Annotated in this window: 19 protein-coding genes; 8 read left to right on the top strand and 11 right to left on the bottom strand. The window is 44.4% G+C overall.

The window, feature by feature from the left end:
* Positions 1-94 precede the first annotated feature (94 nt).
* The 5 genes from vmeQ to R7070_RS09205 form a co-directional block, all read right to left on the bottom strand.
* Complete coding sequence (gene vmeQ / locus R7070_RS09225) at positions 95-3,235, bottom strand: efflux RND transporter permease subunit VmeQ (RefSeq protein ID WP_318141189.1); 3,141 nt, start codon at positions 3,233-3,235, stop codon at positions 95-97.
* A gap of 10 nt (positions 3,236-3,245) precedes the next feature.
* Positions 3,246-4,388 carry an efflux RND transporter periplasmic adaptor subunit VmeP gene (vmeP, locus tag R7070_RS09220; protein WP_005375406.1) on the bottom strand — a complete coding sequence of 381 codons (1,143 nt, stop codon included), beginning with the start codon at positions 4,386-4,388 and terminating at the stop codon, positions 3,246-3,248.
* Between the two features lie 90 nt (positions 4,389-4,478).
* The gene (locus tag R7070_RS09215) at positions 4,479-5,270 is read right to left on the bottom strand and encodes a hypothetical protein (protein ID WP_025768495.1); all 792 of its coding nucleotides are present in this window, start codon (positions 5,268-5,270) and stop codon (positions 4,479-4,481) included.
* A gap of 527 nt (positions 5,271-5,797) precedes the next feature.
* Entirely contained in the window at positions 5,798-7,957 is a 2,160-nt protein-coding gene (locus R7070_RS09210) for a prolyl oligopeptidase family serine peptidase (protein ID WP_256900394.1), read from the bottom strand.
* Positions 7,958-8,163: 206 nt separating this feature from the next.
* Complete coding sequence (locus tag R7070_RS09205) at positions 8,164-9,735, bottom strand: ABC-F family ATP-binding cassette domain-containing protein (RefSeq protein WP_318141188.1); 1,572 nt, start codon at positions 9,733-9,735, stop codon at positions 8,164-8,166.
* A gap of 445 nt (positions 9,736-10,180) precedes the next feature.
* Here R7070_RS09205 and R7070_RS09200 point away from each other — a divergent pair, with 445 nt between their 5' ends.
* The 3 genes from R7070_RS09200 (at position 10,181) to R7070_RS09190 (ending at position 13,351) form a co-directional block, all read left to right on the top strand.
* Positions 10,181-10,606 (top strand): universal stress protein, encoded by a 426-nt coding sequence (locus R7070_RS09200; protein ID WP_005375398.1) that lies wholly within the window; start codon positions 10,181-10,183, stop codon positions 10,604-10,606.
* A gap of 166 nt (positions 10,607-10,772) precedes the next feature.
* Positions 10,773-11,390, top strand: coding sequence for an NAD(P)H-dependent oxidoreductase (locus R7070_RS09195; RefSeq protein ID WP_005375391.1), 618 nt, complete (start codon positions 10,773-10,775; stop codon positions 11,388-11,390).
* Entirely contained in the window at positions 11,387-13,351 is a 1,965-nt protein-coding gene (locus tag R7070_RS09190) for a monovalent cation:proton antiporter-2 (CPA2) family protein (protein ID WP_213885187.1), read from the top strand. Before R7070_RS09195 ends, R7070_RS09190 begins: the two co-directional genes overlap by 4 nt.
* Before the next feature lie 92 nt (positions 13,352-13,443).
* Here the strand turns inward: R7070_RS09190 and R7070_RS09185 are convergent, their stop codons facing one another.
* Positions 13,444-13,737, bottom strand: a complete 294-nt coding sequence (locus R7070_RS09185) for a hypothetical protein (RefSeq protein WP_213885188.1) — start codon at positions 13,735-13,737, stop codon at positions 13,444-13,446.
* 245 nt (positions 13,738-13,982) lie between these two features.
* On the opposite strand from R7070_RS09185, the gene R7070_RS09180 reads away from it, so the two are divergent.
* Positions 13,983-14,276 carry an ArsR/SmtB family transcription factor gene (locus R7070_RS09180; protein WP_005375388.1) on the top strand — a complete coding sequence of 98 codons (294 nt, stop codon included), beginning with the start codon at positions 13,983-13,985 and terminating at the stop codon, positions 14,274-14,276.
* A 108-nt stretch (positions 14,277-14,384) separates the two neighbouring features.
* On the opposite strand, the gene R7070_RS09175 is transcribed toward R7070_RS09180, so the two are convergent.
* On the bottom strand, positions 14,385-15,734 hold the full coding sequence (locus R7070_RS09175) for an alpha-amylase family protein (protein WP_318141187.1): 1,350 nt from the start codon (positions 15,732-15,734) through the stop codon (positions 14,385-14,387).
* Positions 15,735-16,254: 520 nt separating this feature from the next.
* On the opposite strand from R7070_RS09175, the gene R7070_RS09170 reads away from it, so the two are divergent.
* The gene (locus R7070_RS09170) at positions 16,255-16,611 is read left to right on the top strand and encodes a MerR family transcriptional regulator (RefSeq protein ID WP_017821530.1); all 357 of its coding nucleotides are present in this window, start codon (positions 16,255-16,257) and stop codon (positions 16,609-16,611) included.
* A 58-nt stretch (positions 16,612-16,669) separates the two neighbouring features.
* On the top strand, positions 16,670-17,047 hold the full coding sequence (locus R7070_RS09165) for a carboxymuconolactone decarboxylase family protein (RefSeq protein ID WP_042521541.1): 378 nt from the start codon (positions 16,670-16,672) through the stop codon (positions 17,045-17,047).
* Positions 17,048-17,124: 77 nt separating this feature from the next.
* On the opposite strand, the gene R7070_RS09160 is transcribed toward R7070_RS09165, so the two are convergent.
* Positions 17,125-17,355, bottom strand: a complete 231-nt coding sequence (locus R7070_RS09160) for a PAS factor family protein (RefSeq protein ID WP_005375384.1) — start codon at positions 17,353-17,355, stop codon at positions 17,125-17,127.
* Between the two features lie 280 nt (positions 17,356-17,635).
* Positions 17,636-20,062: a M9 family metallopeptidase gene (locus tag R7070_RS09155; RefSeq protein ID WP_054574450.1), complete on the bottom strand. Its 2,427-nt coding sequence runs from the start codon at positions 20,060-20,062 to the stop codon at positions 17,636-17,638.
* Positions 20,063-20,510: 448 nt separating this feature from the next.
* Between R7070_RS09155 and R7070_RS09150 the strand changes: the two genes are divergently transcribed.
* The gene (locus R7070_RS09150) at positions 20,511-21,488 is read left to right on the top strand and encodes a hypothetical protein (protein WP_065275418.1); all 978 of its coding nucleotides are present in this window, start codon (positions 20,511-20,513) and stop codon (positions 21,486-21,488) included.
* A 31-nt stretch (positions 21,489-21,519) separates the two neighbouring features.
* On the opposite strand, the gene accD is transcribed toward R7070_RS09150, so the two are convergent.
* Positions 21,520-22,383, bottom strand: coding sequence for an acetyl-CoA carboxylase, carboxyltransferase subunit beta (gene accD / locus R7070_RS09145; RefSeq protein WP_017821534.1), 864 nt, complete (start codon positions 22,381-22,383; stop codon positions 21,520-21,522).
* A gap of 141 nt (positions 22,384-22,524) precedes the next feature.
* Here accD and R7070_RS09140 point away from each other — a divergent pair, with 141 nt between their 5' ends.
* The gene (locus R7070_RS09140; protein WP_005375376.1) at positions 22,525-23,424 is read left to right on the top strand and encodes a LysR family transcriptional regulator; all 900 of its coding nucleotides are present in this window, start codon (positions 22,525-22,527) and stop codon (positions 23,422-23,424) included.
* A gap of 148 nt (positions 23,425-23,572) precedes the next feature.
* Here R7070_RS09140 and R7070_RS09135 read toward each other — a convergent pair whose 3' ends face one another.
* Positions 23,573-25,132 carry a methyl-accepting chemotaxis protein gene (locus tag R7070_RS09135; protein WP_031778895.1) on the bottom strand — a complete coding sequence of 520 codons (1,560 nt, stop codon included), beginning with the start codon at positions 25,130-25,132 and terminating at the stop codon, positions 23,573-23,575.
* Positions 25,133-25,135 lie beyond the last annotated feature (3 nt).

Raw genomic sequence — 25,135 nt, 5'->3', positions numbered from 1 at the left:
CCCACGCTGCGACGGTGGTTGTATATCAATGAAAGGCATTGGCCAATCGCACACAGCGTGGGGGTGTTGTGGAGTCAGTCAGTTGAAATCAGCGTTATTGCTCGCTCACCTCAAGTTCAGTGGGTTTCTTTCGCTTAAACTTCTCGCGCAGAGATTGCATCATCACGAAGAACACTGGCGTCAGTAACGTGCCAACAAACGTAGAGAGAATCATGCCGCCGAATACCGCAAAGCCCAGTGAGTGACGAGATGCCGCACCGGCACCCGATGCAATCACCAACGGGAATACCCCCCAGATGAAGGCGAACGCAGTCATCTGTACTGCACGGAAACGGATTCGAGCAGCTTCTTTGGCAGCATCAATGATTGATAAGCCCTTTTCTTCTCGCAGAACTTTGGCAAATTCCACGATAAGAATCGCCACTTTGGCGGACATACCGATCAAGATGACCACACCAATCTGCACGTACAAATCGAACGGTTGTCCCACCAGCAGTAGCGTGCCCATTGCGCCGAGAATCGCGACTGGAACCGCCATCATTACCGCAGCAGGAATAGTCCAACTTTCGTACTGAGCCACCAAGAACAAGTAGGTGAACAGCAAAGACAATGCGAACGCGATTGGCGCCATGTTGCCTGCTTTCATCTCTTGGTAAGTCATGCCTGACCACTCGTACGAGTAACCACTTGGCAAAGATTCCGCAGCCAGTTTTTCAATGGCTTTTACAACATCACCCGAGCTGTAACCTGGCGCTGACGCACCGTTCACGGTTGCAGAACTGAACATGTTGTAGTTCGATAAGGTATCAGGGCCGAAGATCGGCTTCACTTTCACTAGCGTTGCCAGTGACACCATTTTTCCAGAGCTTGAGCGAACAAACAGATGGTCGATGTCGTCGATGTTGTCACGGTATTGCTCTTCTGCTTGCACTTTCACTTGGTACGAACGACCAAACAAGTTGAAGTCAGAAATGTAGGCACCGCCCAACTGTGCTTGCAGTGTGCTGAAGATTTCATTCAACGGTACGCCCATCGAAATCGCTTTATCGCGATCAATATCGATGTAGCGTTGCGGAATGTTCGCACGGAAAATCGAGAACGCACGCGCCACTTCAGGCAGTTGATTGATTTGGGCAACAAAATCAGCGGTTGTTTTTGCCAACTCTTGTGGAGAACGGCCCAAGTTGTCCTGCAGCACAAGGTTGAAACCATCCACCGCACCCATGCCTTTGATTGCCGGCGTCGCGAAAACGAACGAAGCGGCATCTGGCGTTGAGTTCAGCATTTGGTTAACTTTGTTCATCAACGCACGTTGGTGTAGTTCAGGGTCTTTACGTTTGCTCCAGTTATCCAGTTTGATGATCAACATGCCCGAGTTTGGAATCGACGCCATGTTAATTACCGAGAAGCCCGCAACCGAAACCACGTTCTCCACACCTTCCATCTGTTTTAGCTCATCAACGTACTTCTTCATTAATGGTGCAGTACGCTGCAATGCTGCTGCGTCTGGCAAACGCATTTCGACCATGAACACGCCTTTATCTTCGTTCGGAACGAAAGAAGAAGGTACGGTCATGAACGCAAATGCCAGCACCGCAATAAGCGCGCCATAAACACCGATACTCAGCACAATGCGGCGGCTCAAGAAGCCAACTAAACCTTGGTATTTGCGCGTTATTGCTTCAAAACCTCGGTTAAACGCACGCAAAGGCGCAATAGGTTGCGAGTGAGTAGATTTCAACATCAACGCACAAAGCGCTGGCGTTAACGTTAATGCGTTGATCGCAGAGATCAGCACCGATACACAGATGGTGACCGCGAACTGGTTGAACATTCGACCAGAAATACCCGGCAATAGCGCAACCGGTACAAATACCGCCAACAAAATAAGCGTTGTTGCCAATACTGGCCCTGTCACTTCTTTCATAGCTTGGATCGTGGCCGGAATCGGGTCTAAATGCTCTTCATGGATAACCCGCTCCACGTTCTCTACCACGATGATCGCATCGTCCACCACGATACCGATGGCGAGGATCAAGCCAAACAACGAGATCGTGTTAATGGTCATGCCCATCACGCCCATGATTGCGAACGTCGCAATAATGGAAACCGGAATCGCTAAGGTTGGAATGATGGTCGCTCGCCAGTTCTGCAAGAAAACGTACACAACGAAGGTGACAAGAAGTACCGCAATCACCAGCGTCTCATACACTTCATCAATCGATGTCTCTACGTATTCGGTAGAGTCATAAGCGATGTCGTAAACCAAAGCATCTGGGAACGATTTCTCGTACTCTTTCATTGCCTCTTTCACGCGTTCCATCACGTCTAGCGCGTTCGCTGTCGGCAACTGGTACAATGCCAGAACGGCGGCTGGTTCGTTATTCATACGACCATCAGCTTCGTAACCTTGTGCGCCAACTTCCACACGAGCCACATCTTTCAAGCGAATCAAAGAACCTTTCTTGCTCGCGCGGATGATGATGTTCTCGAACTCTTCCGCAGAAGTAAGGCGACCTTTGGTTTGCAAAACATATTGATATTGCTGGTCACCCGGAGCTGGCATACCACCGATCTTACCCGCCGCCACTTGGATATTTTGCGTTTTAATTGCGCCAATAACATCGCTAGCAGAAAGCTTCAAGGTAGCCAGTTTATTTGGGTTCAACCAAATACGCATTGAGTAGTCTTTCTTACCCAGCAGCGTAATGTCACTCATACCTTCGATACGTTTTAGACGCTCGACAATATTGAGATCCGCGTAGTTAGAAAGGTAGATACTGTCGTGAGACTGTTTCGGAGAACGCAGTGTGATAACGCCCAGCATGTCGGAAGATTTCTTCTTAACCGTCACACCGATTTGGTTTACTTCTTGTGGTAGAGACGACGTCGCCTGTGCCACCAAGTTGTTCACACGAACCTGCGCCATATCGCCATCTGCGCCCACTCGGAAGTAAATACGCAATGTGTATGAGCCATCGTTACCAATCACAGAAGACATGTAAATCATGTCTTCAACGCCGTTGACTTTGGCTTCTATCGGTTGTGCTACGGTCTTTTTAACCACGTCCGCGTTTGCACCCGGATACATGGTGCTCACCGTAATTACCGTTGGGGAGATTTGAGGATACTCAGAAATTGGCAAGACTTTCAGGGCGATCATACCCATCAATGTCATCGCCAGTGAGATCACCAAAGCAAACTTCGGCCGGTGAATGAAAAATTTACTCAACATCAGTACTCACTCAGCCTTGTTCACTCTGTAGCTCAACGTCTTTCACCGTTGCACCCGGACGCACTTTTTGTAGACCATTGACGATGACTTTTTCGTTAGCCGCCAAACCAGTCAGCACAGCACGTTTCACACCGTAGGTCTGACCGAGTTCAACGTTACGACGAGACACCACGTGATCATCACCAACCACCATGACGTAGTCACCCGCTTGGTCTTGTTGAACAGCCGCCGATGGGATAAGCAAACCATCAATGGTTTTGTTGCGCAGCTTGATGGTCAAGTTGCCATATTCACCCGGCATAAGCGCGTAAGTTGGATTATCGAATTGTGCTTCTGCTCGAATTGAGCCTGTTTCTAAATCGATCTTATTGCCAACGGCGTAGATCTTGCCATCAAGCGGATACAATGAACCGTCTGAAAGCGTCAGTGTTAAATCAACATCCAGTTTGTCATCGTTACGATGAGCCACATCAATGGCACTTCTTACTCGGCGGTAGAGCTTCTCATCCACATCAAAGCCAAAGCGAATTGGGTCTACTTGAGTGATCGAAACAAGAGGAACGATTTGAATTTTCGAAATACGGTCACCCACTCGGAAGTTGCTGAAACCCACGCGGCCAGAGAAAGGAGCGCGCACAGAACTAAATTCAAGATCGAGCCTTGCTGAAACCAGCGTCGCTTTCGCCTCTTCTACCGAAGCAATCGCTGCGGCGTGCGCAGCAATGGCGTCATCGTATTGCTGCTCACTGATGCTTTTATCTTTGATGAGTTTCTTCACACGTTCTGCATCACGCGTAGTTTGAACGAGTTGTGCTTTTGCTTTTTGCAACGACGCTTTTGCATACGCCAGTGCCGCTTTGTAAGGACGGTCGTCGATTTCAAACAACAATTGGCCTTTTTCGACCATATCGCCATCTTTAAAATGAATCGCGGTTAATTCGCCACCGACTCGCGGCATAATATCAACGTCATTTACCGCTTCAGTTCGACCGATAAAAGTATGATAAGGAGTGATTTTTGTTTCGGTTAGGGTAACGGTTTCAACAGAGGGTGCTTGGGCTGTTTTCGTTGCGATATCGCCAGTTTTGCATCCTGATAGTAATGCAGAAGATATAGCAATAGATACCAACGCAAATTTATATTTGGCTTTCATGATAAACCTACTTTATGTAGAAAGTGCTTAGGCCTAAATATTTAAATATATGGATAAACACACTTTCTATTCTGGAAATAAACGAGGGAGTTAGAATTGGTAGTTAAATTCGATACGGTGATCACCATCACCGAAATTAACGTGCTCATTCCAGTTTGCAAAGTAACGAATATTTGCGCGAGGATTAATTTGATAAGACAACGCAAACTCATGAGTCAAGATATTATCTTCACCCACGTAATAAGTATCTTTATATTGACTAGACCCTGACAACGTATGCATATACATTGGGTTGTAGTTAATCCAGATTTTATCGGTTAATTCAATTTTTGAGTACATACCCACAACGGTGAAAGTACCTGGAATTTCATAACCTTTGTCATCGCCACTAAAATCATTAGCAATAGTGACACCCGCACCAGCTAAAGGAAATATCTGCAACATACCAAACTTAGGTAGACCTTGAATAAAGCTGTAAGATGCATCTAATTTATCGTTATCAACGTCGTAGTTTACATCTAATTGACGGCCTAGACCTTTTGCGACTTCTACTTGGAAATTACGTAGTCGGAAAGAGTCAATGCTGTCATCAACGTTGGCATATATTGGATCATCATTGTCACGAATGCCAAATAGCTCACCACCAATGCCTTTCATTTCAATGATGTTCATCGCCATGGTACCAGGCTGGCTAGATTGGTAAGTTTGACCGATTTTGATGTTCGCGCCTTTATCAGTAATACCAAAGCCCGCTTGGGTGTATACCGCAAGTGGGTCAGACATATCTTGTAGTTCTTCGTTATTGTTTGTCTGCGCATAGGCAGAAGACGCGAGTTGTAGGGCTGCAACCATAATGGCAACAGACGGTTTCACTAAATTCATAAAACTGTATCCATTTTAATGATTATAAAATTATTCACGTCATGAGGTCATCATAAATAGCAAGCAACACAACTCGCTTTGGATAACATAAATTATCAAAGCAAATTCAATAATGACGAAACATTCGACGTTTTAATTAAAATAAAATAAAGCATCGTAAAAGTTCAATCACCGCTACTTATATCTTATATAACTTGAAATTTGGTAATACCAATGAAGAAGGAAATATTAAAACTTATGAAAATTCAATTATCATTAGAACAAATGATTAATTAATTTTACCATATAAATAGAGAGTGCAATGGATTTAGGTGATCGCGATCAATGTTTCATTTCTATCGTACAACACTCTTCAGATTAATTAGAACATTATAATAATTTAAAAACCTTAGTTTGATTAGCCTAGTATCAGATTAGAATAGTAGGCCTATAATAAATAAAAAGGGAATCACTCTCTGTGATTCCCTTTTATTATCGAGCGATAAAGCGCCGATGCGTTTCGATAACTAAAACGCAAACAATTCGCACTATTGCAGTTTCTCTATTCCCATATTGAACAGTGCAAAACTATAAATATCTGCATTTGTCTCAATTATTTTACGCGTTGGTGTGCCTGCACCATGTCCTGCATTGGTTTCGATGCGAATTAAGGTCGGATTTGAACCCGCTTGCTTCGATTGCAACTCAGCAGCAAATTTGTATGAGTGAGCAGGAACAACACGGTCATCATGATCACCGGTTGTAATCAATGTTGCTGGGTATTCCACCCCCGCTTTTACATTGTGCACCGGCGAATAACTTTTCAGATATTGGAACATCTCTTTACTTTGCTCTGCCGTGCCGTAATCATACGCCCAACCAGCACCTGCGGTAAAAGTATGGTAACGCAGCATATCCAGTACGCCGACTGCTGGCAGCGCCACTTTAAACAGCTGTGGACGTTGCGTCATAACGGCCCCCACTAACAAGCCACCATTCGATCCACCGTTAATGGCTAACTTGTTTGATGACGTTACCTTTTCATCAATTAGAAATTCAGCCGCCGCAATAAAGTCATCAAACACATTTTGCTTTTGCATTTGAATGCCAGCGTTGTGCCACTCTTTACCATACTCCCCACCGCCACGAATGTTCGCTACCGCGTAAACACCACCAAGCTCCAGCCAAGCCGCACGTGTCGGGCTAAAAGATGGCGTGAGGCTAATGTTGAAACCGCCATAACCATATAGGATTGTTGGTGCACTGCCGTCCATCGGTGTCCCTTTTTTATAGGTGATGATCATCGGCACTTTTGTTCCGTCTTTTGAGGTGTAAAACACCTGGCGAGATTCATATAAAGCTGGATCAAATGGCGCTTTAGATTTGTAGTACACCTCGCTATCACCATCTTTGATGTTCAGACGATAGGTAGTGCTTGGCATCTTGTAGTTGGTGAAAGAGTAGTAGACTTCGGTTTCTTCTTTTTTCCCCGAGAAACCGTATGCGCTGCCAATATCAGGCAATTTGATTTCTCGGATGAGTTTGCCGTTCATGTCGTATTGCTTCACCATCGAGATCGCATCAACAATATAGCTCGCAAACAAATTGCCACCCGCGGTAGAAACACGTAACACGTTCTTTGTTTCAGGAATCACATCTTTCCAGTTTTTGGGCTGCGGCTGACTTGCATCCACCGTCACGACGCGTTTGTTCGGCGCATTAAGGTTCGTAACCAAGTACAGTTTCGTGCCTTGGTTGTCTATCACCCAAGTATCAGAACTGGTGTTATCTAAAATGGTTTTGAGCGAGCTATTTGGCTTACTCAGGTCTTTGAAGAACAGTTTGTTGCCCGACGTCGATACGCTGGCTGAGATAAACAAGTAGCGTTCATCTTCCGACGTGTAACCCCCAACGTAGCGATACTTTTCGTCCTTTACACCACCGAAAATTAATTGGTCTTCACTTTGTTTCGTCCCTAGTTTATGAAAGTAGAGCTTGTGTTGGTCTGTCTTCGCGGAAAGTTCACTCCCTTTTGGCTTGTCATAACTTGAGTAATAGAAACCTTGATTGCCGAGCCAACTGATGCCGCTGAACTTAATATCCACCAGCGTTTCGCCGACGGGCTTTTTGGTTTCTGTGTCTAACACAATGACTTTGCGCCAATCGCTACCGCCTTCCGAAATGCTGTATGCAACCAAAGAACCATCACGTGAAAAGCTCACTCCCGCTAACGATGTGGTGCCATCTTCACTAAAAGTATTTGGATCGAGGAAAATTTCTGCTTCGCCATCACCTAACTGCCGATAAAGCACATCTTGGTTTTGTAGCCCGTCATTTTTGTAGAAATAAGTGAACTTACCCTCTTTGAACGGTTGGCTTTGCTTTTCGTAGTCCATGAGCTTAGTGATGCGCTCTTCAATCTGCTCGCGGTAAGGGATTTTCGACAGATAATCAAACGTCACTGCATTTTGTGCCTTAACCCATTCTGCGGTTTCTGGGCTGAGATCGTCTTCCAACCAGCGATAAGGATCACTCACTTTTGTACCAAAGTAGTCATCGACAACATCCACTTTTTGTGTGGTTGGATACGTGATGGTTTTCAGGGTTACCTGTTCAACCGACGATTGCGCCGCTTCATTTGCATACGCCACAGACAACACACTTCCGAGTGCGAGAGCCGTTGTGAGTGCTAGGGTGTTCTTTTTCATGAAATTCCTTTTTATTTTTCTGTTGTCTTTTTGTGCAATACATCAGAACTCTACTATATATCGACAAAATGAATCTAATTTCATTAAACGAGTTGTGAAAGCCATCCTAACTCCCTCATTTACTTCCAGTTCTACAAACTAGTAAGTGGAAGTGTAGAACTTGGGAACAATACTGAAGAGCTACGATGACGTTTACTCTCTTTCGTCTAAGTCAGCTCGATTTGGCGCAAAACCCCAGACTCAGAAGCGAAATCTTGGTCGTGACTAATCAGAACAAATCCACCTTTGTATACATTTAACGCCTGACTAAGCATTATTTTTGACTCGAGGTCGAGATGGTTATCTGGTTCATCAAGCAGCAGCAAAGGCTGAGAATTTTGGTGGCTGACTATCAGCATCGCGAGCTTCATCTTCTCGCCACCGCTCAGTAGGCGCCCCAATCGAAACACTGCATCTCGACGAAAACCGATCCCGGCCAATAAGGTCCTCGCTTCACTTTCCGTCATCTCTTGGCAGCTCTCCATTACGTTCTCAAGTAACGAAAGATTTGGATTCACTGCACCAAAATGTTGGTCGAGATAATACAAAGGCGTATTCACTTGCAACTCACCACTCTGCAACGATAACTCGCCAAGCAACGTCTTTAACAAGGTTGATTTTCCGCAGCCATTTCTCCCTTTGAGATGGACTTTGTCGTTCGCAAAAATCCGCAACGTGATAGGCGTAGAATTCCCAAAAGGTAATATACCTTCTTGTATCGACAACACTTTTCGCGAACGGTTCGGATTATCTGTAAGATAAAGCTTTTGCGCCTTGAGTTGCTCATGTCGCGATTGCAACGCCTGTTCTTTGGCTTGTAAATGCGCTTGTCTGAGTTGCTCATTCTTATTGCGATTTGAAGCGCTGGCGGTCGCGCTATCCTTTTTTCCATCAAGCAAAATTTTGGGCTGACTGCCGTCTTTGCGCAGTTTGTTCCCTTGCGCGGCGCGTTGGTCTGCTTTTTCGCGATTTTTCTGGGCTTGCTCGGCTAACCGTTTTTTCTGTTTATCGACTTGCGCTAACTGCCTCTCGACCGCTTGCAGTTCAGTGCGTTTTTTCTCGGCGTACACATCGTAATTTCCACCAAAAGCCTGTAAACCTAGGCCCGAGAGTTCCCAAATTTCCTCCATCTCTCGCAACAGCTCACGATCGTGACTGATGAGTAAAATCGCGCCGCTGAAATGCGTCATAGACTCTATCAACCATTGTTTCGCCTCGGTATCGAGGTGATTGGATGGTTCGTCGAGAATCAAAAGATCCGTTTCGTTTTCAAATAACTGCCATAACTGCAAACGCGCCAACTGACCACCACTGAGCCGAGCACAAGAGAAATCAGGGTCTTGCGGCAAGCCCATCGCAGCAAGCTGCTGTTTGAGTTTCAGTTCAATATCCCACTGTTCGCCAACCAGTTCGAACCAATGCTCAGAAACATCACCTTGTTCAATCTGCTTCAAAGCATGTAAGGCCGAGTCTGTTCCCAGAAATTGGGCGATCGATTGCTGACCTGAAAGCAGATCAGACGGCTGCTGGCGATACATCATGAAAGAAGAGGGAGCAGTCACAACACCGCTGGCAGGCTGAATTTCTCCCGCTAAAATGGAAGCCAAAAGCGACTTGCCGATGCCATTGCGCCCAACCAAACCAACACGTCGTTTAGTCATGGAACAAGAAATAGACTGGAATAGCGTATCGCCATTATCAAACTGATGGCTAACATTAAAAGCTTGTAAAACCGGCATAATTTGCCTCCTGTATGACAGGGACAACAGCCGTAGCTATGATTTGAAATTGCAACAAAACGCGTGCACAAACGCATTAAGCTCTATGTAAAGTTCGACGATATACGTCAAATCAAAAAGTCGTCTTGTTGCAAAGAAATATCGGAAAGTGAGCTACGCCTACTAACCCTGCAGATCCAAAAAATAAGTAAAAATATGGATGACAGGTTTAGTTCTTCATGTTGGCGTAATCTCCTAGAGAAATGATGCGCAGAGTGTAGCCGCTTTTTTGTTCAAAAAGCAAGCTTTCTAACCAAATGTGAACAAAAAGAAAGTTTCACAGTAAGTTGTTATATCACATTAACTTTTTAACAAGTCTTTGAACAATTTCGAGATCTTAGCAACACAATTTTTATCCAAGCCATACTATGCTTAGAGTAAAGATAATCCACATAAGGGCGTGGTTATGAAATACAAACATATCCTTGTTGCACTCGAACTGTCAGATGAAAGCACCGTGCTTATCGACAGAGCGGTATCAATGGCAAACTATCTCGACTCCGATATATCCTTTATTCATATTGATGGTACGCACGGAGAAATCTATCGTGAGCTTGTAGACATCAAAGAAAACCCGGATCAAAGGCCGTTGAATGAGCATTCAATGGAATGTTTAAAAACATTTAGTGATTACATGGATTACCCACTTAAACATTTCTTCGTAGGTACTGGCGACTTGGCTGATAAATTAGAGGTTACCATTAAAGAGCAAGAAGTGGATCTTCTGATTTGTGGTCACCACCAAGATTTCTGGAGCAAGATTATTTCTTACTCCAGACACTTAATTAACAAGTCACCGGTGGATATTCTAGTCGTCCCTATTCATGATTAGTAAAACGTAACGCTTCCCAAAACCACCAATTTATTTGGTGGTTTTTTATTGATATTGAAACAGCTTAAACAGTTTTCCAAACTAGCTTGGCGATCATTTATGAGTTACATTTTCTAACCAACCCGCGCTCCTACTGGGCATGGTTATTTAGATAGCAAGGATCCCTATGGCAAATAAAAAAGTACTCATTCTCTTTGCTCATCCTTCCCAGCATCGTTCAGAAGTGAATACTCCACTTTTCAAAGAAGCTCAAAAAATTGAAGGCGTGACATGTGTTGATCTCTATGGCGAATACCCTCGTTTCGATATTAATATCGACCGTGAGCAGCAACGCTTACGTGAGCATGACGTGGTGATTTTCCAATTCCCACTATATTGGTATTCAACGCCTGCGATTTTAAAAGAGTGGCAAGATCTGGTTTTGGAATATGGCTTTGCTTACGGTACAGATGGCACAGCACTGCAAGGCAAGACCATGCTTTGTGTGCTGTCTGCAGGGGGCAAAGAAGAAGCTTATAAGGCAGAGGGCTACAACCACTTTACGATTCGTCAACTGCTTGCGCCCATTGAACAAATGTCCGCACTGACCGGCATGAACTACATTGCCCCTCTCGCGATGTTTGGCGCACGTACAGCAGATGAAGAAGGGCGAATCCCTCGTCATGTTGAGCGGTACAAGAGCCTGCTAACAGCTTTAGTCGAAGATAGGTTGGATGTTGAAGCTGCGGCGTCATTAATCAAGCTTAACAGCGCATTGCCAGAGCTCATTAAGGAGGCTTCATGACAGGAATATTCTTACAAGCCTTCGTATATTTGATTGCTGCTGTAATTGCAGTCCCACTTGCTAAGCGTTTGGGACTTGGGTCCGTTTTAGGCTATCTCATCGCAGGTGTGGTCATTGGCCCAATTATCGGTTTAGTCGGTGAAGAAACAACAACAATCCAGCACTTTGCCGAGTTTGGCGTGGTGATGATGCTGTTTCTCGTTGGCTTAGAGCTCGAACCCAAAATGTTGTGGGCGATGCGCAATCGCTTAATGGGTTTAGGAGGTCTGCAAGTCGGCGGTACCGTCGCGGCGATTATGGGTATTGCCTTGTACTTTGACCAGCCTTGGACCATAGCCTTAGCCATAGGTTTGATCTTCGCCCTCTCTTCTACTGCGATTGTTTTGCAAACTTTTAGCGAAAAAGGATTAACGAAGACGGAAGGTGGACAAAACGCTTTCTCCGTGTTGCTTTTTCAAGATATTGCAGTGATACCAATGTTGGCGTTCATTCCCCTATTGGCCTTACCTGAATTAATTGAACAGGCACAGTCCGCGGCTCAAACAGCCGCAGCGCACCATGAAGAATTAAGCCTCGTTGCGGGGTTGCCAGGCTGGGCATACGGCATCGTAATCACAGCATCGATTGCAATCGTCGTCGTTGGTGGACACTTTTTAAGTCGACCGCTGCTCAATTATGTGGCTAGCTCTGGTTTGCGAGAAATCTTTACCGCAACTGCACTCATGCTTGTCATTGGTATCGCTGCACTGATGAGTTTAGTGGGCTTATCTCCTGCCTTAGGAACCTTCTTGGCTGGCGTTGTATTGGCGAACAGTGAATTCCGCCACGAGTTAGAGTCCAACATCGAACCATTTAAAGGCTTATTGTTAGGTCTGTTCTTTATTACCGTTGGCGCAGGGATCAACTTCTCGGTTCTATTTGGTGATTTCTGGCTGATCATGGCGCTGACCATTGGCGTGATGGTATTGAAAGCCTTGGTGCTGTTTATTCTTGCACTGATATTTAGGGTGAAAGGCAGCAACCGCTGGCTGTTTACCCTAAGCTTGGCTCAAGCAGGTGAATTCGGCTTTGTGCTTCTAAGCTTTTCAGTGCAAAACCACGTCATCCCATTTGAACTCTCACAAACTCTTGCGTTAGTGGTTGCGATTTCGATGTTCCTGACACCAGGTTTGTTTATTCTGTTTGATAGAGTGATTCTGCCGCGCTTTGAAAGCCAGTCAAATGGACGCGAAAGCGATACGATTGAGGAAACAGGCACGGTGATCATCGCCGGCATCGGCCGCTTTGGACAAATAGTGAATCGCCTATTGGTATCAAACGGCGTGACTACCGTGGTACTTGACCATCAATCTGACCAAGTCGATAACATGCGCCAGATTGGCACTCGCGCCTATTTTGGCGACGCGACTCGACCAGATATGCTACATACAGCCGGCATTGAGCACGCCGCTGCGTTGGTTGTGGCGATTGATAACCAAGAATCGAGTGTAGAACTGGTGAAGTACGTTAAGCACACGTACCCAAAAGTAACAGTGATTGCACGTGCCTTTGACCGTGGACATGGCTATCTTTTGCGTCAAGCGGGGGCTGATATTATTGAATCAGAGACCTACCATTCTGCATTGGAGATGGGCGGTCACACAATGAAAGCCCTTGGCATTCACCCCTTCTTTGTTGAACAACAGAAGGCGACATATAAGCGTGTTGAAGCACGTAAGTCAGAAATACTTTACAAAGCTTGGGAAGATGATTCTGAAGGTGAACGCTATGACAACAATTTCCGACAACTGTTTATTCAGTTAGAGGAGAAAATGGCGGAAGAGATGCAAAAAGATCGTCATGACAAACTATCGCGGTCAGAACGTGGTTGGACACCGCCACCTAAAGGTTACGCCGATGACTTTAATGAAGATAACGTCCAAGAGCTAACACCACCAAGAGAAGAGCCTATCCAACGATAACGCACTCCATATTAAAAACCTCCCACTTGGGAGGTTTTTATTTTTTCAGTACAGAGCCACACGCCGTGCAGGATAAAATGATCTTCTCGATATTACATAAGATCATTCATTAAAATCTCATACTCTTCGTTTGCTTCTTCCACTAAATGAGAAAGCTCTAACGCATCAGTAACTGCAAGATTGAACTGCCACGGAGTTGTGTCTTCTTTACCACAGATTCGAGTTTCACACCCACGACTCTCAAAAGACAAATCATCAAACTCTGTGATGTGGCGCTCTTGAAGTTCAACAATCTCAACTTCTAATTTACCGACAGGATTGACTTTAACGTGGGCATGTAACTCCGAACTGTTAGACAAACAATAATCTCTATGAACCGCAATCATGGCCGCCTCCTTGGTCTGCCAACTGACAACTCAACATTGAGTGTAGACGAGGGATTTTGAACGTGGCGTGAAATAATAATGAAGATTGATCTGTCTCATTAGAACAGACAATTGTTGTCATGAAGGCATGAGCCAGTATGAATCTCATCTGATTTAAATTGTTCTGAGATCGTAATAGTTGGCATTTACCGAGACTTTCCCTATTATCGAAACAAAATTACTGTGGTCATTCTTTAGAGGTCAGTATGGAGCTTGAAGCCGTTGCTAAAGCACTAAAAGAGTTAGGGCATCCGACTCGTTTAAGTATTTACAAAGAAGTCGTCAAAGCGGGATACAAAGGTATCGCGGTAGGCGGCGTACAAGAAAAGCTTGGCATTCCAGCATCCACTCTCTCTCATCATATCTCGAGCCTTGCTTCAGCTGGTCTTCTCACCCAGCGCCGCGAGGGTAGAACCCTTTTTTGTGTTGCAGAGTATCAGTGCTTAGATGACGTAATTGGTTTTTTAAAAGCAGAATGTTGCGTTAACGAGTGCTCATAAATTTCTAGCAAAAACGAGAGAGTTTGAGTTTCTATTGAACTTCAGCAGAACGTGAATGACGATGAAAAACATACACACCGAAGTTGCTAAGCTCGGTGTGTACATCTTCTAGTTCGCGACAAGTAACATCGACGACTTAGATGGTACGATTAACTTACCGTCAGTTGGAATGATTTGTTCTGTCATCAAATCAACCCAATTGCCATCCGTTTTTAATGTCAAAGACTGTTGACGCTGTGATTTATTAAGCACCACAATACCTTTGTCACCTCGCTTAAGTACGAGCATGTCATCGTTACCTTCAAGAACACTCATCGGCTCGCCATGCGTCATATTATGGAACTGGATCATTTTTGCCATTCTCGGAGCGCTCCATGCACCTTGCCACCTTGGCTGACCATTTTTACCTTTAATACCGCTGGTGTTTAAGTCGGTATAAATCAACGGCACACCGCCATCTCGGCCTAGAATATAGGCATAAGCTAACCATTCGTTTTCCTCGTCCATGATGAGATCAAGAAAGACATCATTGTTAGGAATATCATGTGTGATAGCAAATGTAATCGCACGACCGGGAGACAAAGCCTGACCAAAACAATAGGGATCAATCAGAGACTTGAAGCTGCCCTTTTTAGCAAACGCCTTAAACATGGTTGAGAACAAAGGGAAATCGTACGCACCTAGGCGAGTTTCCTGTAGATACGGCTCAAGAAACAGCTGATACTCTTCTTCCGTCGCACCGCCATCGGTAATAATTTCACCAAATATATGCACATCCCGCGTGATGTCGTCTGTCCAAACACGCTTAAGATGCTCTAACGTCATGTGTTTCGCAGCGTCAATACGAAAACCTTTCACACCAATAGCTTTCAGCGCCTTTAGGTACGCTCGCTGCTGCTCAACGACATGGTCACAAACACGAAGAGTTGGCAAGCCAGGATCGGTTGGTCCACCTGTGATACGTCCGTTTTGAACCTGCCACTTATCTTTCCAGTCTTTGATGCCGAATGCTTCAACAAAGTCCTCTTCATCAAAAAGTGGTTGAGATAGATCGCCAAACAACGCTAGCGACTGATATTTCTGTTTGTTGTTCTGGTATTCCTCCAAGACCTCTTGTCTTGGGTACTGAAGGTCTCTGCGAAGGTGGGCCTCATTTGCCATATGGTTAAACACTACGTCGGCATAAACCCACACACCAACTTGCTCCAGTTCACGAACCATATGAATAAAATCTTTGGTATCACCCAAAGCATTATCGATAACACGATAATCTTGTGGTTGATAACGCTGCCACCAGCGCTCATCGTGTGCGCTTTTCATTGGTGGCGAAACCAACACAGAGCCATAACCAAGCTCGCGGATTTCTTTTGCTCGTTGGGCAATGTCAGCATACTTCCAATCAAACGCATGTAAGATAACGTTTGCACCGAATGATTGTGTTTCCTGTGAGCCACTCATGTTGTTCTCCTGCTCGTTTCCACTCACGATTACTTGTTTGCATTTTTTTGTGAGTGAATTCAATAATCGAAATTATAAAAGCTATTCATCAGAGGCACTCACCCTTTTAGCACTAACTCAAGGCTGAAATCGAAGGCGTAGCGACTCATCCATTGCACAGCGATAAATCGTTCTGAGTGAATAACGGGCACACGACATACAACCCGAACAGACCAACACAAAACTAAGGCATTGTTTTGATTAACAAAAACTTAAATTTAAAAAGATAGAACATAAGACCTATGTACGCCCTAAAATAGGCCCAAAGGATAAAAATAGCCAAGCCAACCCGTTGAGTAATCAATTGTTAATAAAACGAAACTGGCAGATGGATCACGTTTGGCGCGTTTCAAAAATCCAGTAAATCACCATACCTAGCGTTAAAAGACTAAAGATTTCTGTTTGTATCTGTCCCGAAATGACTTCAAAATGCGAAACTTAGCTTATCTCTATGGGGTATGCTCTACCTTGGAGGATAATAATGAATATCAAAGAATTTTCTGACCTCGTCGGGCTATCTGCTCATACACTTCGATACTATGAAAAAATCGGTTTACTTAAACATGTCCATAGAAACGCGAGTGGACATCGAATGTATAGTTCGAAAGATCTAAACTGGATAAGCTTTGTTAAGCGTTTAAAAGAAACTGCAATGCCACTTGAAGAGATTCTAGAGTATGCCAAATTAAGGGAAGTCGGCTCTCAATCTGTACCACAACGTCAAGCCCTGTTAGAACAACACCAAGAAAACCTCAAACGCCACATTGAGCAACAGAAAAAGCACTTATCGGCTCTAGAAGAAAAAATTGCCTTGTATACAAGTGGAAAAGTTCGTTGACTTAGAGTTAACTCTAACGATTAAGGTGTGTTTACATTTATTCACTAGGAACATACCGATGGAACAATCGCGCTTTAACAAAGGATTAGAACTACTCTCTCAAATTGATGGCGACGCTGGTCATAATGTCATCGAAAGCTTACAAGATATTTGTCCAGATTTAGCTCAGTACACCATTGAGTATCCGTTTGGCGATATTTATGCTCGCCCGGGCTTAGACCTAAAATCGAGAGAAATCGCAACCGTCGCCGCGCTAACGGCAATGGGGAATTGCGCGCCGCAACTAAAAGTGCACTTAAATGCAGCGCTGAATGTAGGCTGTAGCGAGGATGAGATTAAAGAGATCATTTTGCAGATGTCCGTCTACGCAGGGTTTCCCGCGGCATTAAACGGCATGTTTGCATTCAAAGAAGTGCTAGCGGAAAGAGCAGAGTAATAACAACGTTGAAATCAATTTAACCGCAATTAAAAACGGCCCTTGGGGATCGGGCCGTGATTAAAACAACGAGTGAATTAGCGCTCAGGAGTTTCAAGCAGTTTAACTGCGCAATCTACCGCGTTGTTAATGCCTTGACTGCTCTCCAACTTACCTGAACTTGCAGGACCAAGGGCACAAGAATACAAAGCCAGCTGCTTATCGAACGGCAGATCCAACTGTTCATAGAGATTTTGTCGGATTCTTGCATGTTGTTCTGGTTCTTGGTTAGCAAGGCTAATCAACGTTTCATAAATAAGCGTTTTCATGTCTTTCCCTTTTCACTTTATTGCACGGAGTGCATATATATTGTATCCATTTGGGAAGCACAAATCAGAAGCTAGGTCACAGAACGCGTCGCTAAAAAAGTTTATGTACGCGGTAAATTGCAATACAAACCTAAAGCCGTTTAGAAAAAGGGCAACTGATAACTCGATAAACCAGCCGATTAACTAGCATTCGCCGCTGTTTGTTCATAATCGTGTCCGATATAAACAAAAACGCCGCTGTATCAGCGACGTTTTATCTCGACTTTAGTTAATCGAATTTTTAGTTGAAGTGCACTAGCATTTCAACGTCATCGCCTTGCTCTGGAGCCTGAAGAGCGAAGTGCACGTACCCTGCTTCAGTAACAGGAATCGCAAGGTATTCATTGCTGCCTGCATAGTTGGACGCATACTCGTGCTGCTCTACTGTAGGCCAATGCTCCCTACTCGCGTATAGATCGACATTACCAGTTTGAGAGTGAGCCGTTAGCCATACACGAACCTCTTCTACACCTTCAGGCACATGAACTGCTGCATAACGCTGCTTGTGAACGGTAAGCATTTTGGCTTCACCAGACTCTAGTACCACAGGTGCTAAATCATCTTGCACTTGGGTTGGCGGTGTTTGCGCTTCCACTTCTAACGCAGCCACAAGATTTACTGAGTCATAGCTATCACGTCCAGTTAAGCTGATGTAGTAACGACCCGCTTTAACGTAACCATCTTGCTCTGGTTCAAACACAATCTCTTCATTGCTGCCATCAGCATATTGACTCATTTCGAAATCATAGTAATGCGCGACTTTGTTGTAGCTCATGTAAAGATCCGCATCACCCGCACCCTCAATAGATACATTGAAGTTAACGGTGTTGGCTGGAACATCAACGTAGAACAGTTTTTCGCTGTATGCTTCGCCACTGAGCTGAAGGCTTTGGTTCGCCGTCAATTCAGTCACTTGTGCTTCAGGGCTTGTTGGTTCTGTTGGCTCTTCTGGGTCTGTATCAGGTTGCTCAGGTTCCACTTTTAATGTGTCCAACCAACGTTCAAACTCAGCATCGTATTGTTGACCTAAAGACGTCACCTGCTGTGCCCATTGTTCGAACTGGCCAGAGCGCGACAATGCCAACAAGCTTTCGACGTCTTGTGGATGATTTTCTAACATGAATCGAACAGCTAGATAACCCCAACGATAGATACGATTGGTATCGTGAGAGTACGTGGTATCAAACACAGTGGAAAGGCTCAGTTTACCATCTGCAATCAGCTCAATCGCAGCTTGGTAACCTTGCTTGTAATGCATGTATTCAGCAAAACCTTCTAGCCACCAAACAATATGACCATGAGCCAAGTTATCGCTGAACGAACCGTATTGGTTAAATCGTGCATCTAAATAGTGCGTGTATTCATGTTCTAGGTTCAAGATAGAGAGATCTTCACCATTCGCGTAGCGATAAGCGACGAAACGCGCAGTATTGTCCGCTTTTGAAGGGTCACCTTCTAGGTACTGACCACCGTTGTCCGTTGTATTACCAAATAGGAATGAAGAGTAATCAACGTAACTAGTGTTACTCGCGAATACCGCCACTTCAACACGATCATTCAAATCATCAGCGACAGGTTGATTACCCGTATTCGCAACTCGATGGAAGTCGGCTTCTTTTGCCGCTAGCACTTCACACGCTTTCGCTGCTTGAGCATCGGTCAGATCCTCAGAGCGAATAATGGCAGGTCCCTGACATTCAAAACGATTTGGCATTACACGTGCAGCTAAATCTTGCTTGGCTTGCTCAATATTCAGACCATTTAGGCCTTCTGGTGCGTAGTAGCTCATCATTTCAACGGCAGCAAGCCATAGTTTGTCATGCTCACTACCCAGTGGATAACGCTGCATCACCTGTTGCATTACTGCCAATGCTTTGCGTTTGGTCTCCTGATCTGGGCTCGCGAGCAAACGACCAGTTTCACGTAATGCATTGAAAACGATAAAGCTTGCATCCGTATCTAATGCCCAAGCATTATCAGATGCGAATTTCACCAACGTATCAATATGGTGTGTATTGTTTGCCATGTATCGGTAGAACGCATCGTTCGCCGCATGGCCTGCCATAGAGCGGAACAAGTTGTTTAAACCATCGACCCATTGCGTGTCCTGCGCGGTTTCACGATTAAAGTGCATCAACGCGGCCATCATGCTATCCATGGTCAGCGGCAACTGCTTAACGTTATCAACCATCAAAGTCAGGCTCTTCATTGCACCAACTTGTTCACGACCTTGATCCAAAGCATGAGGGTTGTTTAGGAATAGGTTCGTCGACTGAGCAAAACGCTGACTCAACGCTTGCGAAAACTCAGGTGTACCAGTACCAGCGTTGTAGCGAACGTAGTAGGCCGCTCGAATAAATTCGCCTAGGTTCTCTAGAATACGAGCTTGATCTGCTTCACCACGATAGCGAGCGATTTCTTGATCCAGCGCGACTTGGATACGGCTTAGGCTCGCTTCACTATAGATATCATTCAGCGTTTCTGAAGGTGCTGAAAACCAAGCGTGGTAGCAATCATACTCAGCACCAGAAACGGCAGTAGCCAGATCTCGCGATTGTTGTAAATCAGCAACAGCACACTGATTTTGTGCAAAAGAGAAGCCAGACACACTCGCTAGCATACAAGCAAGCGCCAAACGATGGCGCGGGAAAAAACGGATATGAGACATAACAACACTCATTGATTATTAACATACATTGAGTGGGGGTTTATATTCTTTACAGCTCAAACAGTGAAATCAGTGTCATAAAATTTATGAAACCGCTCCCAAAAATAGGTCTTTTACTCTAATTAAATGGGAGCAGTCCCACTCCAAAAAAACTCACAATTATCAATAAAAACATTAATTTACCTTTTTCTAAATAACGACTTTATGAGGAAAATTGCCCTTAAACGCCCCCCTTAACTCTTCCAGATAGAGTTCACGACAATCAAAGGTTCTAAATTAAATTTTGATGCTTGATACCATCTATTTTTATTTGTGACTCATTCCCAATAAGTCATAGAGTGCATATCAAAAGGTTGGCATTAATGGTAAATTCTCCGCCAAATCAAACACATTTACTCCTCCAGTCATTGATGAGTGAATAAAGCAGATATTTGGCTAGGGATAATACATGTCACTTTGGGGATTTTGGGGAGCGGGGATTGCCTACTTCATGACAACGTTTGCCTTTGTTTTTGGCGGCATTTTTTGGTTATGTTCTGAAGGTAATACATTAAGAGAAACAAAGCGCCAATCATCAATAATGTCCGGGGTTATTGCTTGTACTATTGGAACTTGGGTGCTTGCTTTTGGTGTTTACGTTTACGGTTACTTTTGGGATAACTCTTCTCACTATTATTTTTATTTGCTCGCTCCATGGGGACTTGCCATTTTTGGGGTAAAACTTCGTAACCGCTGGGTTAAGCAATACGCGCGTGTAAAACACGCAAAAGAAGAACAGTGGCAAAAGCACTGGCGAGAATTATTAGGGGAAGATACTGAAGAGCTTCCACCATATACACATGATTACGAGCTCTACTCGGGCATTTGGCAAGCCAATGAAGCGCTTCAAGAACAGTGTTTTGCAGCCCTTCCTCACGGGAAAGCAGTCTACGAGAGAGTGAAAGCCTTCCAAACGATGGCCTCCCCCGCTGGTGACATAAACAATCAAGTTTTGCTGAGTAAACTCGATCAACTAGAGGATGAAATCATTCAAGTTCTTGAGCAACACTCGCAAAAGAAAGTAAGCATTGAAACTGGCGCAGGTACTTTACACAAAGAGTCAAAACGCAATGTTTATCACCATGAGAATGGCCCAACAGAAGAGCAACTGTACGACTCAATCAACCTCCAACATGATTTGGATCGAGAGCTACGCAACATTATCTATGATCGGCTCGGTTACGATGGCGAAGATGAGTACTTTTTCCTCCAAGCGCCACTCGAAGAGCTTACCGAGAATGAAACCGCAATCAACTGGATGCTCTGGGGGTTAGTAAGCAACCATTTTGCTGTTGACCCATACCAAACGGCGTTGGATCTCAGCCTAATGAATGCGGAACCAAGATGGGGGCAAAATGAACGGTTTGTAATGATTACGGCTCAATAAACGCAAGTACTAAGTCTAATTTTAATACAACCTATTCTGAGACCACCCTCGCGTTGGTTAACTTAGCCAGTAAGCGGCCAACGCGATCGCGCATTTCACGTCTATCGACAATCATATCTAGCGCACCATGCGCTAGTAAAAATTCACTTCGCTGAAACTCGTCTGGTAACTTTTCACGTACCGTTTGCTCAATGACCCGTCTTCCCGCAAAGCCAATACTTGCTTTAGGTTCACCAATATTGATGTCTCCTAACATGGCTAAACTCGCCGAGACGCCACCATAAGTTTGGTCCGTCAATACTGAGATATAGGGTAATCTGTGCTCAGATAAGTGGTTTAACGCGGCGCTGGTTTTTGACATTTGCATTAGTGCCACCAAAGACTCTTGCATGCGCGCCCCTCCGCAAGCGGAAAAACATACTAACCCAGATTTTGTATTAATTGCGCTTTCAACTGCTCGGACAAACTTCTCGCCAACCACTGCGCCCATCGAGCCTGCCATGAAAGAGAATTCGAATGCACACGCAACAACAGGCAGCCCCAATAACTTGCCCTCCATCACCACCAACGCATCTTTTTCTCCAGTCGTTTTCTGTGCTAAAGCTATTCGCTCTTTATATCGCTTTAAGTCTTTAAAACCCAAAATATCTTGTGGCTCCAACTCACTTGCCAACTCTTGTTGTGTTCCATGGTCCAGAAAAGAGATCAACCTTTGACGCGCAGCCATTCTCATGTGATATGAGCATTTAGGGCATACTTCCAAATTTTCTTTTAACGCGGCACGATAAAGTATTTGTTCACACTCAGGACACTTTGTCCAAACGCCCTCAGGGATAGACGCTTTGCGCGAACCTATTATATTTTTATTCTCAAATAACCGTTCTAACCAGCTCATAAATTCACCACTATTGATTACGTTCTAGCGCGATATCTCGTTGTTTGTTCGCTTAAACTTGTAAATAAAATTGTATGTAACTTAGTACAGGGATAAAGTGCGATATGCTGGCTTGATAATCCAATAAAGTGGGATAATGAAATGTTTGATAACGTTGACCAAATCTGGTTAAAAAGTTTTCACTGTGTTTATGAGAACAACAGCTTTAAGCGAGCCGCTGAGTGTTTGAATATACCAACATCAAATATCAGCCGACACATTGCCCTGCTTGAAGAAAAGTTAAACATTAGGTTGTTCAATAGAACAACAAGGCGAATGACGCCTACCGAGGCTGGAGAAGAGCTCTATAGCAGCACTCGTCCGTTATTGGAGCAACTCAACGCCGCACTAGAAACGGTAACGCGCCACTCGCACACGGTAACAGGGGAACTGCGAATTCTTATGCCAGACACACCTGTACTGGCCAAAGCGGTTGTCACCTTTTGCACGCAATACCCGTCAATCTCTTTGTCTTGCGATACAACGCTAAACCCTAAAGATGATGTTATTGACAGCTTTGATGTCATTTTGAGTTTTCATAGAGGGACTTTGTCAGACAGTAACTGGGTGGCGAGAGAGATAAAACGCTGGCCCAGTGCCATTTTAGCCGCGCCTCAACTAATTGAGAAATACGCCACCCCTTACAAAATTACGGATCTAAGTCATGTTCCCTGCATCACGACGCTTACCGCAGTAAATGGTGCACCATGGGTATTCAGAAACCCTGTTGGAGGCCATATTACTCAAACTGTGCAATCTTCATTCAAAGTAAACAGCGGTCATCTCGCCAGATATGGCGCGTTATTAGGGCTTGGATACGCAATATTGCCAATTGAGTCATGCCAAAATGAGATCAAAAATGGTGAGCTAGAAATCGTCACTCTAGAGTACGAACCTGAGGATTTAGTGCTTTACGCCTTTTACTCGTCTAGAAAACATGTAGCGAAGAAAATATCTATGTTTGTTGAACATTTAAAGCAAAACGCAAAACTTAACGCCTAGCTAAGCTTTACTCAACTAATTTATCATATTTTGTTTTATCGTCTAGAAAGGACAGACACCGCTAAGCGATTTGAGACTCGATTTTTTCAAATAAAAAAGCCAGCAATTAACATTTACTGGCTTTTTATTAAAGAGGGTCAGTTGGCGTTTAGATTCTAAACGCTCCCACGTGACGATCGAGTGTTCGCGATAGCTCCGCGAGTTGTTGACTTGATGCTTCTAGTTGCTCACTCGCCGTTAGCGCACTTTTCACTGAGTGGCTGACGGTATCCATGTTCATATTAATTTCGTTTGCTACCGTTGATTGCTGTTCTGTTGCGGTTGCTACTTGAGTATTGATATCTGAAATAGTCGTCACTTGTGCAGCTATTGCTTCTAAAGCCTGTCGAGCTAACTCAGTTTCTGCCGTTCCTTCTTCAATAAGAGTCTTACTATTACTCATTGAATTCACCGCACTTTGAGCTTCAGTTTGTAGCTGGTGAATCATATTGTCAATTTCATCGGTAGAATGAGCCGTTTTAGTCGCTAGGTTGCGAACTTCATCAGCTACGACTGCAAAACCTCGGCCGGCATCACCAGCGCGTGCAGCTTCGATAGCCGCATTGAGAGCCAATAGATTGGTTTGCTCCGAAATACCTCTAATCACCTCTAGAATACTACCAATCGACTGAGTATTTTCAGCAAGACTCACGATAATGTTGGAAGTGCTGTTCATCTCGTTTTCAAGATTAGTCATCGCCGTTTTGGTTCTTTCTAGCGTCGTGTAGCCATCTTGCGCTTCATTACTTGCTGCACTCGCAGCATTTGCCGCTCCAGCAGCATTGGAGGCAATTTCATTGACCGTCGCAATCATTTCGTTCATGGATGTGACAACCAGCATGGTTTGCTCGTTCTGCTCTTGCCCTCTTGTGAGCGCTTGTTGAGATTGCCCACGCAAAGCGACAGCTGAACTATTAAGCTCCACACCAGTATTTACAACTTGTGTAATAATCTCATGTACTTTCCCAACAAAAACGTTGAAAGCAGAAGAAATTTGCGCGACTTCGTCATTACCTTTCGCTGGCAAACGAACGGTTAAGTCTCCGTCTCCTTTTGAGATGTCTTGTAGAGCGTCTTTAAGCGCAGAAAGCGGTCTCATCAGTTTATTTAGCAGAAGTGACAGAATCAAAACACACATAACGAAGATCGCCACCATAGAGATCAACTGGTAAGTAATAATTCCATTCGTCGCTTGGCTCACTTCGGTAATAGGAATACCAATATCAAAAGTACCGTATAACTGACCATCCACATAAATTGGTGCCATGATGTCAAACACCCATACTTTCTGTACATCGGCATACCACTTTGAGTACTGTTGAACACCTCTCGTCGCGCCTTCAACAGTATATTCATCGTTATAGGTTTTGTTCAGCTTGTGCTTATCACTGTGGGCTACTGCCGTCACGTTACGATCAATTACAACGGCATAACTCACGTCTGAACGTTGTTTCAGCCCCTCAACAAGCGATTGTAAATCTTGCATTGGATTGGCTGAGTTCTCCAAAATATAACTCGCATTTCCCGCTAGAAACTCAGCTTGAACTTGGGATTTGTTTAAGATGATGTCATCGATTTTCTGACTCGAAATTAGGTACGTTGATGCCATACTCGCCACGACAGCAATACCAAACATGGCGCAGACTGCTAATAAGATGATTCTTTTCATTAT

Origin of the sequence: Vibrio sp. 1557 (genome assembly GCF_033340175.1) — a bacterium.
In the GTDB taxonomy this organism is placed as follows: Bacteria; Pseudomonadota; Gammaproteobacteria; order Enterobacterales; family Vibrionaceae; genus Vibrio; species Vibrio alginolyticus.
The sequence above is the reverse complement of the archived record's forward strand: the minus strand, read 5'-3'. Positions and strand labels throughout refer to the sequence as shown.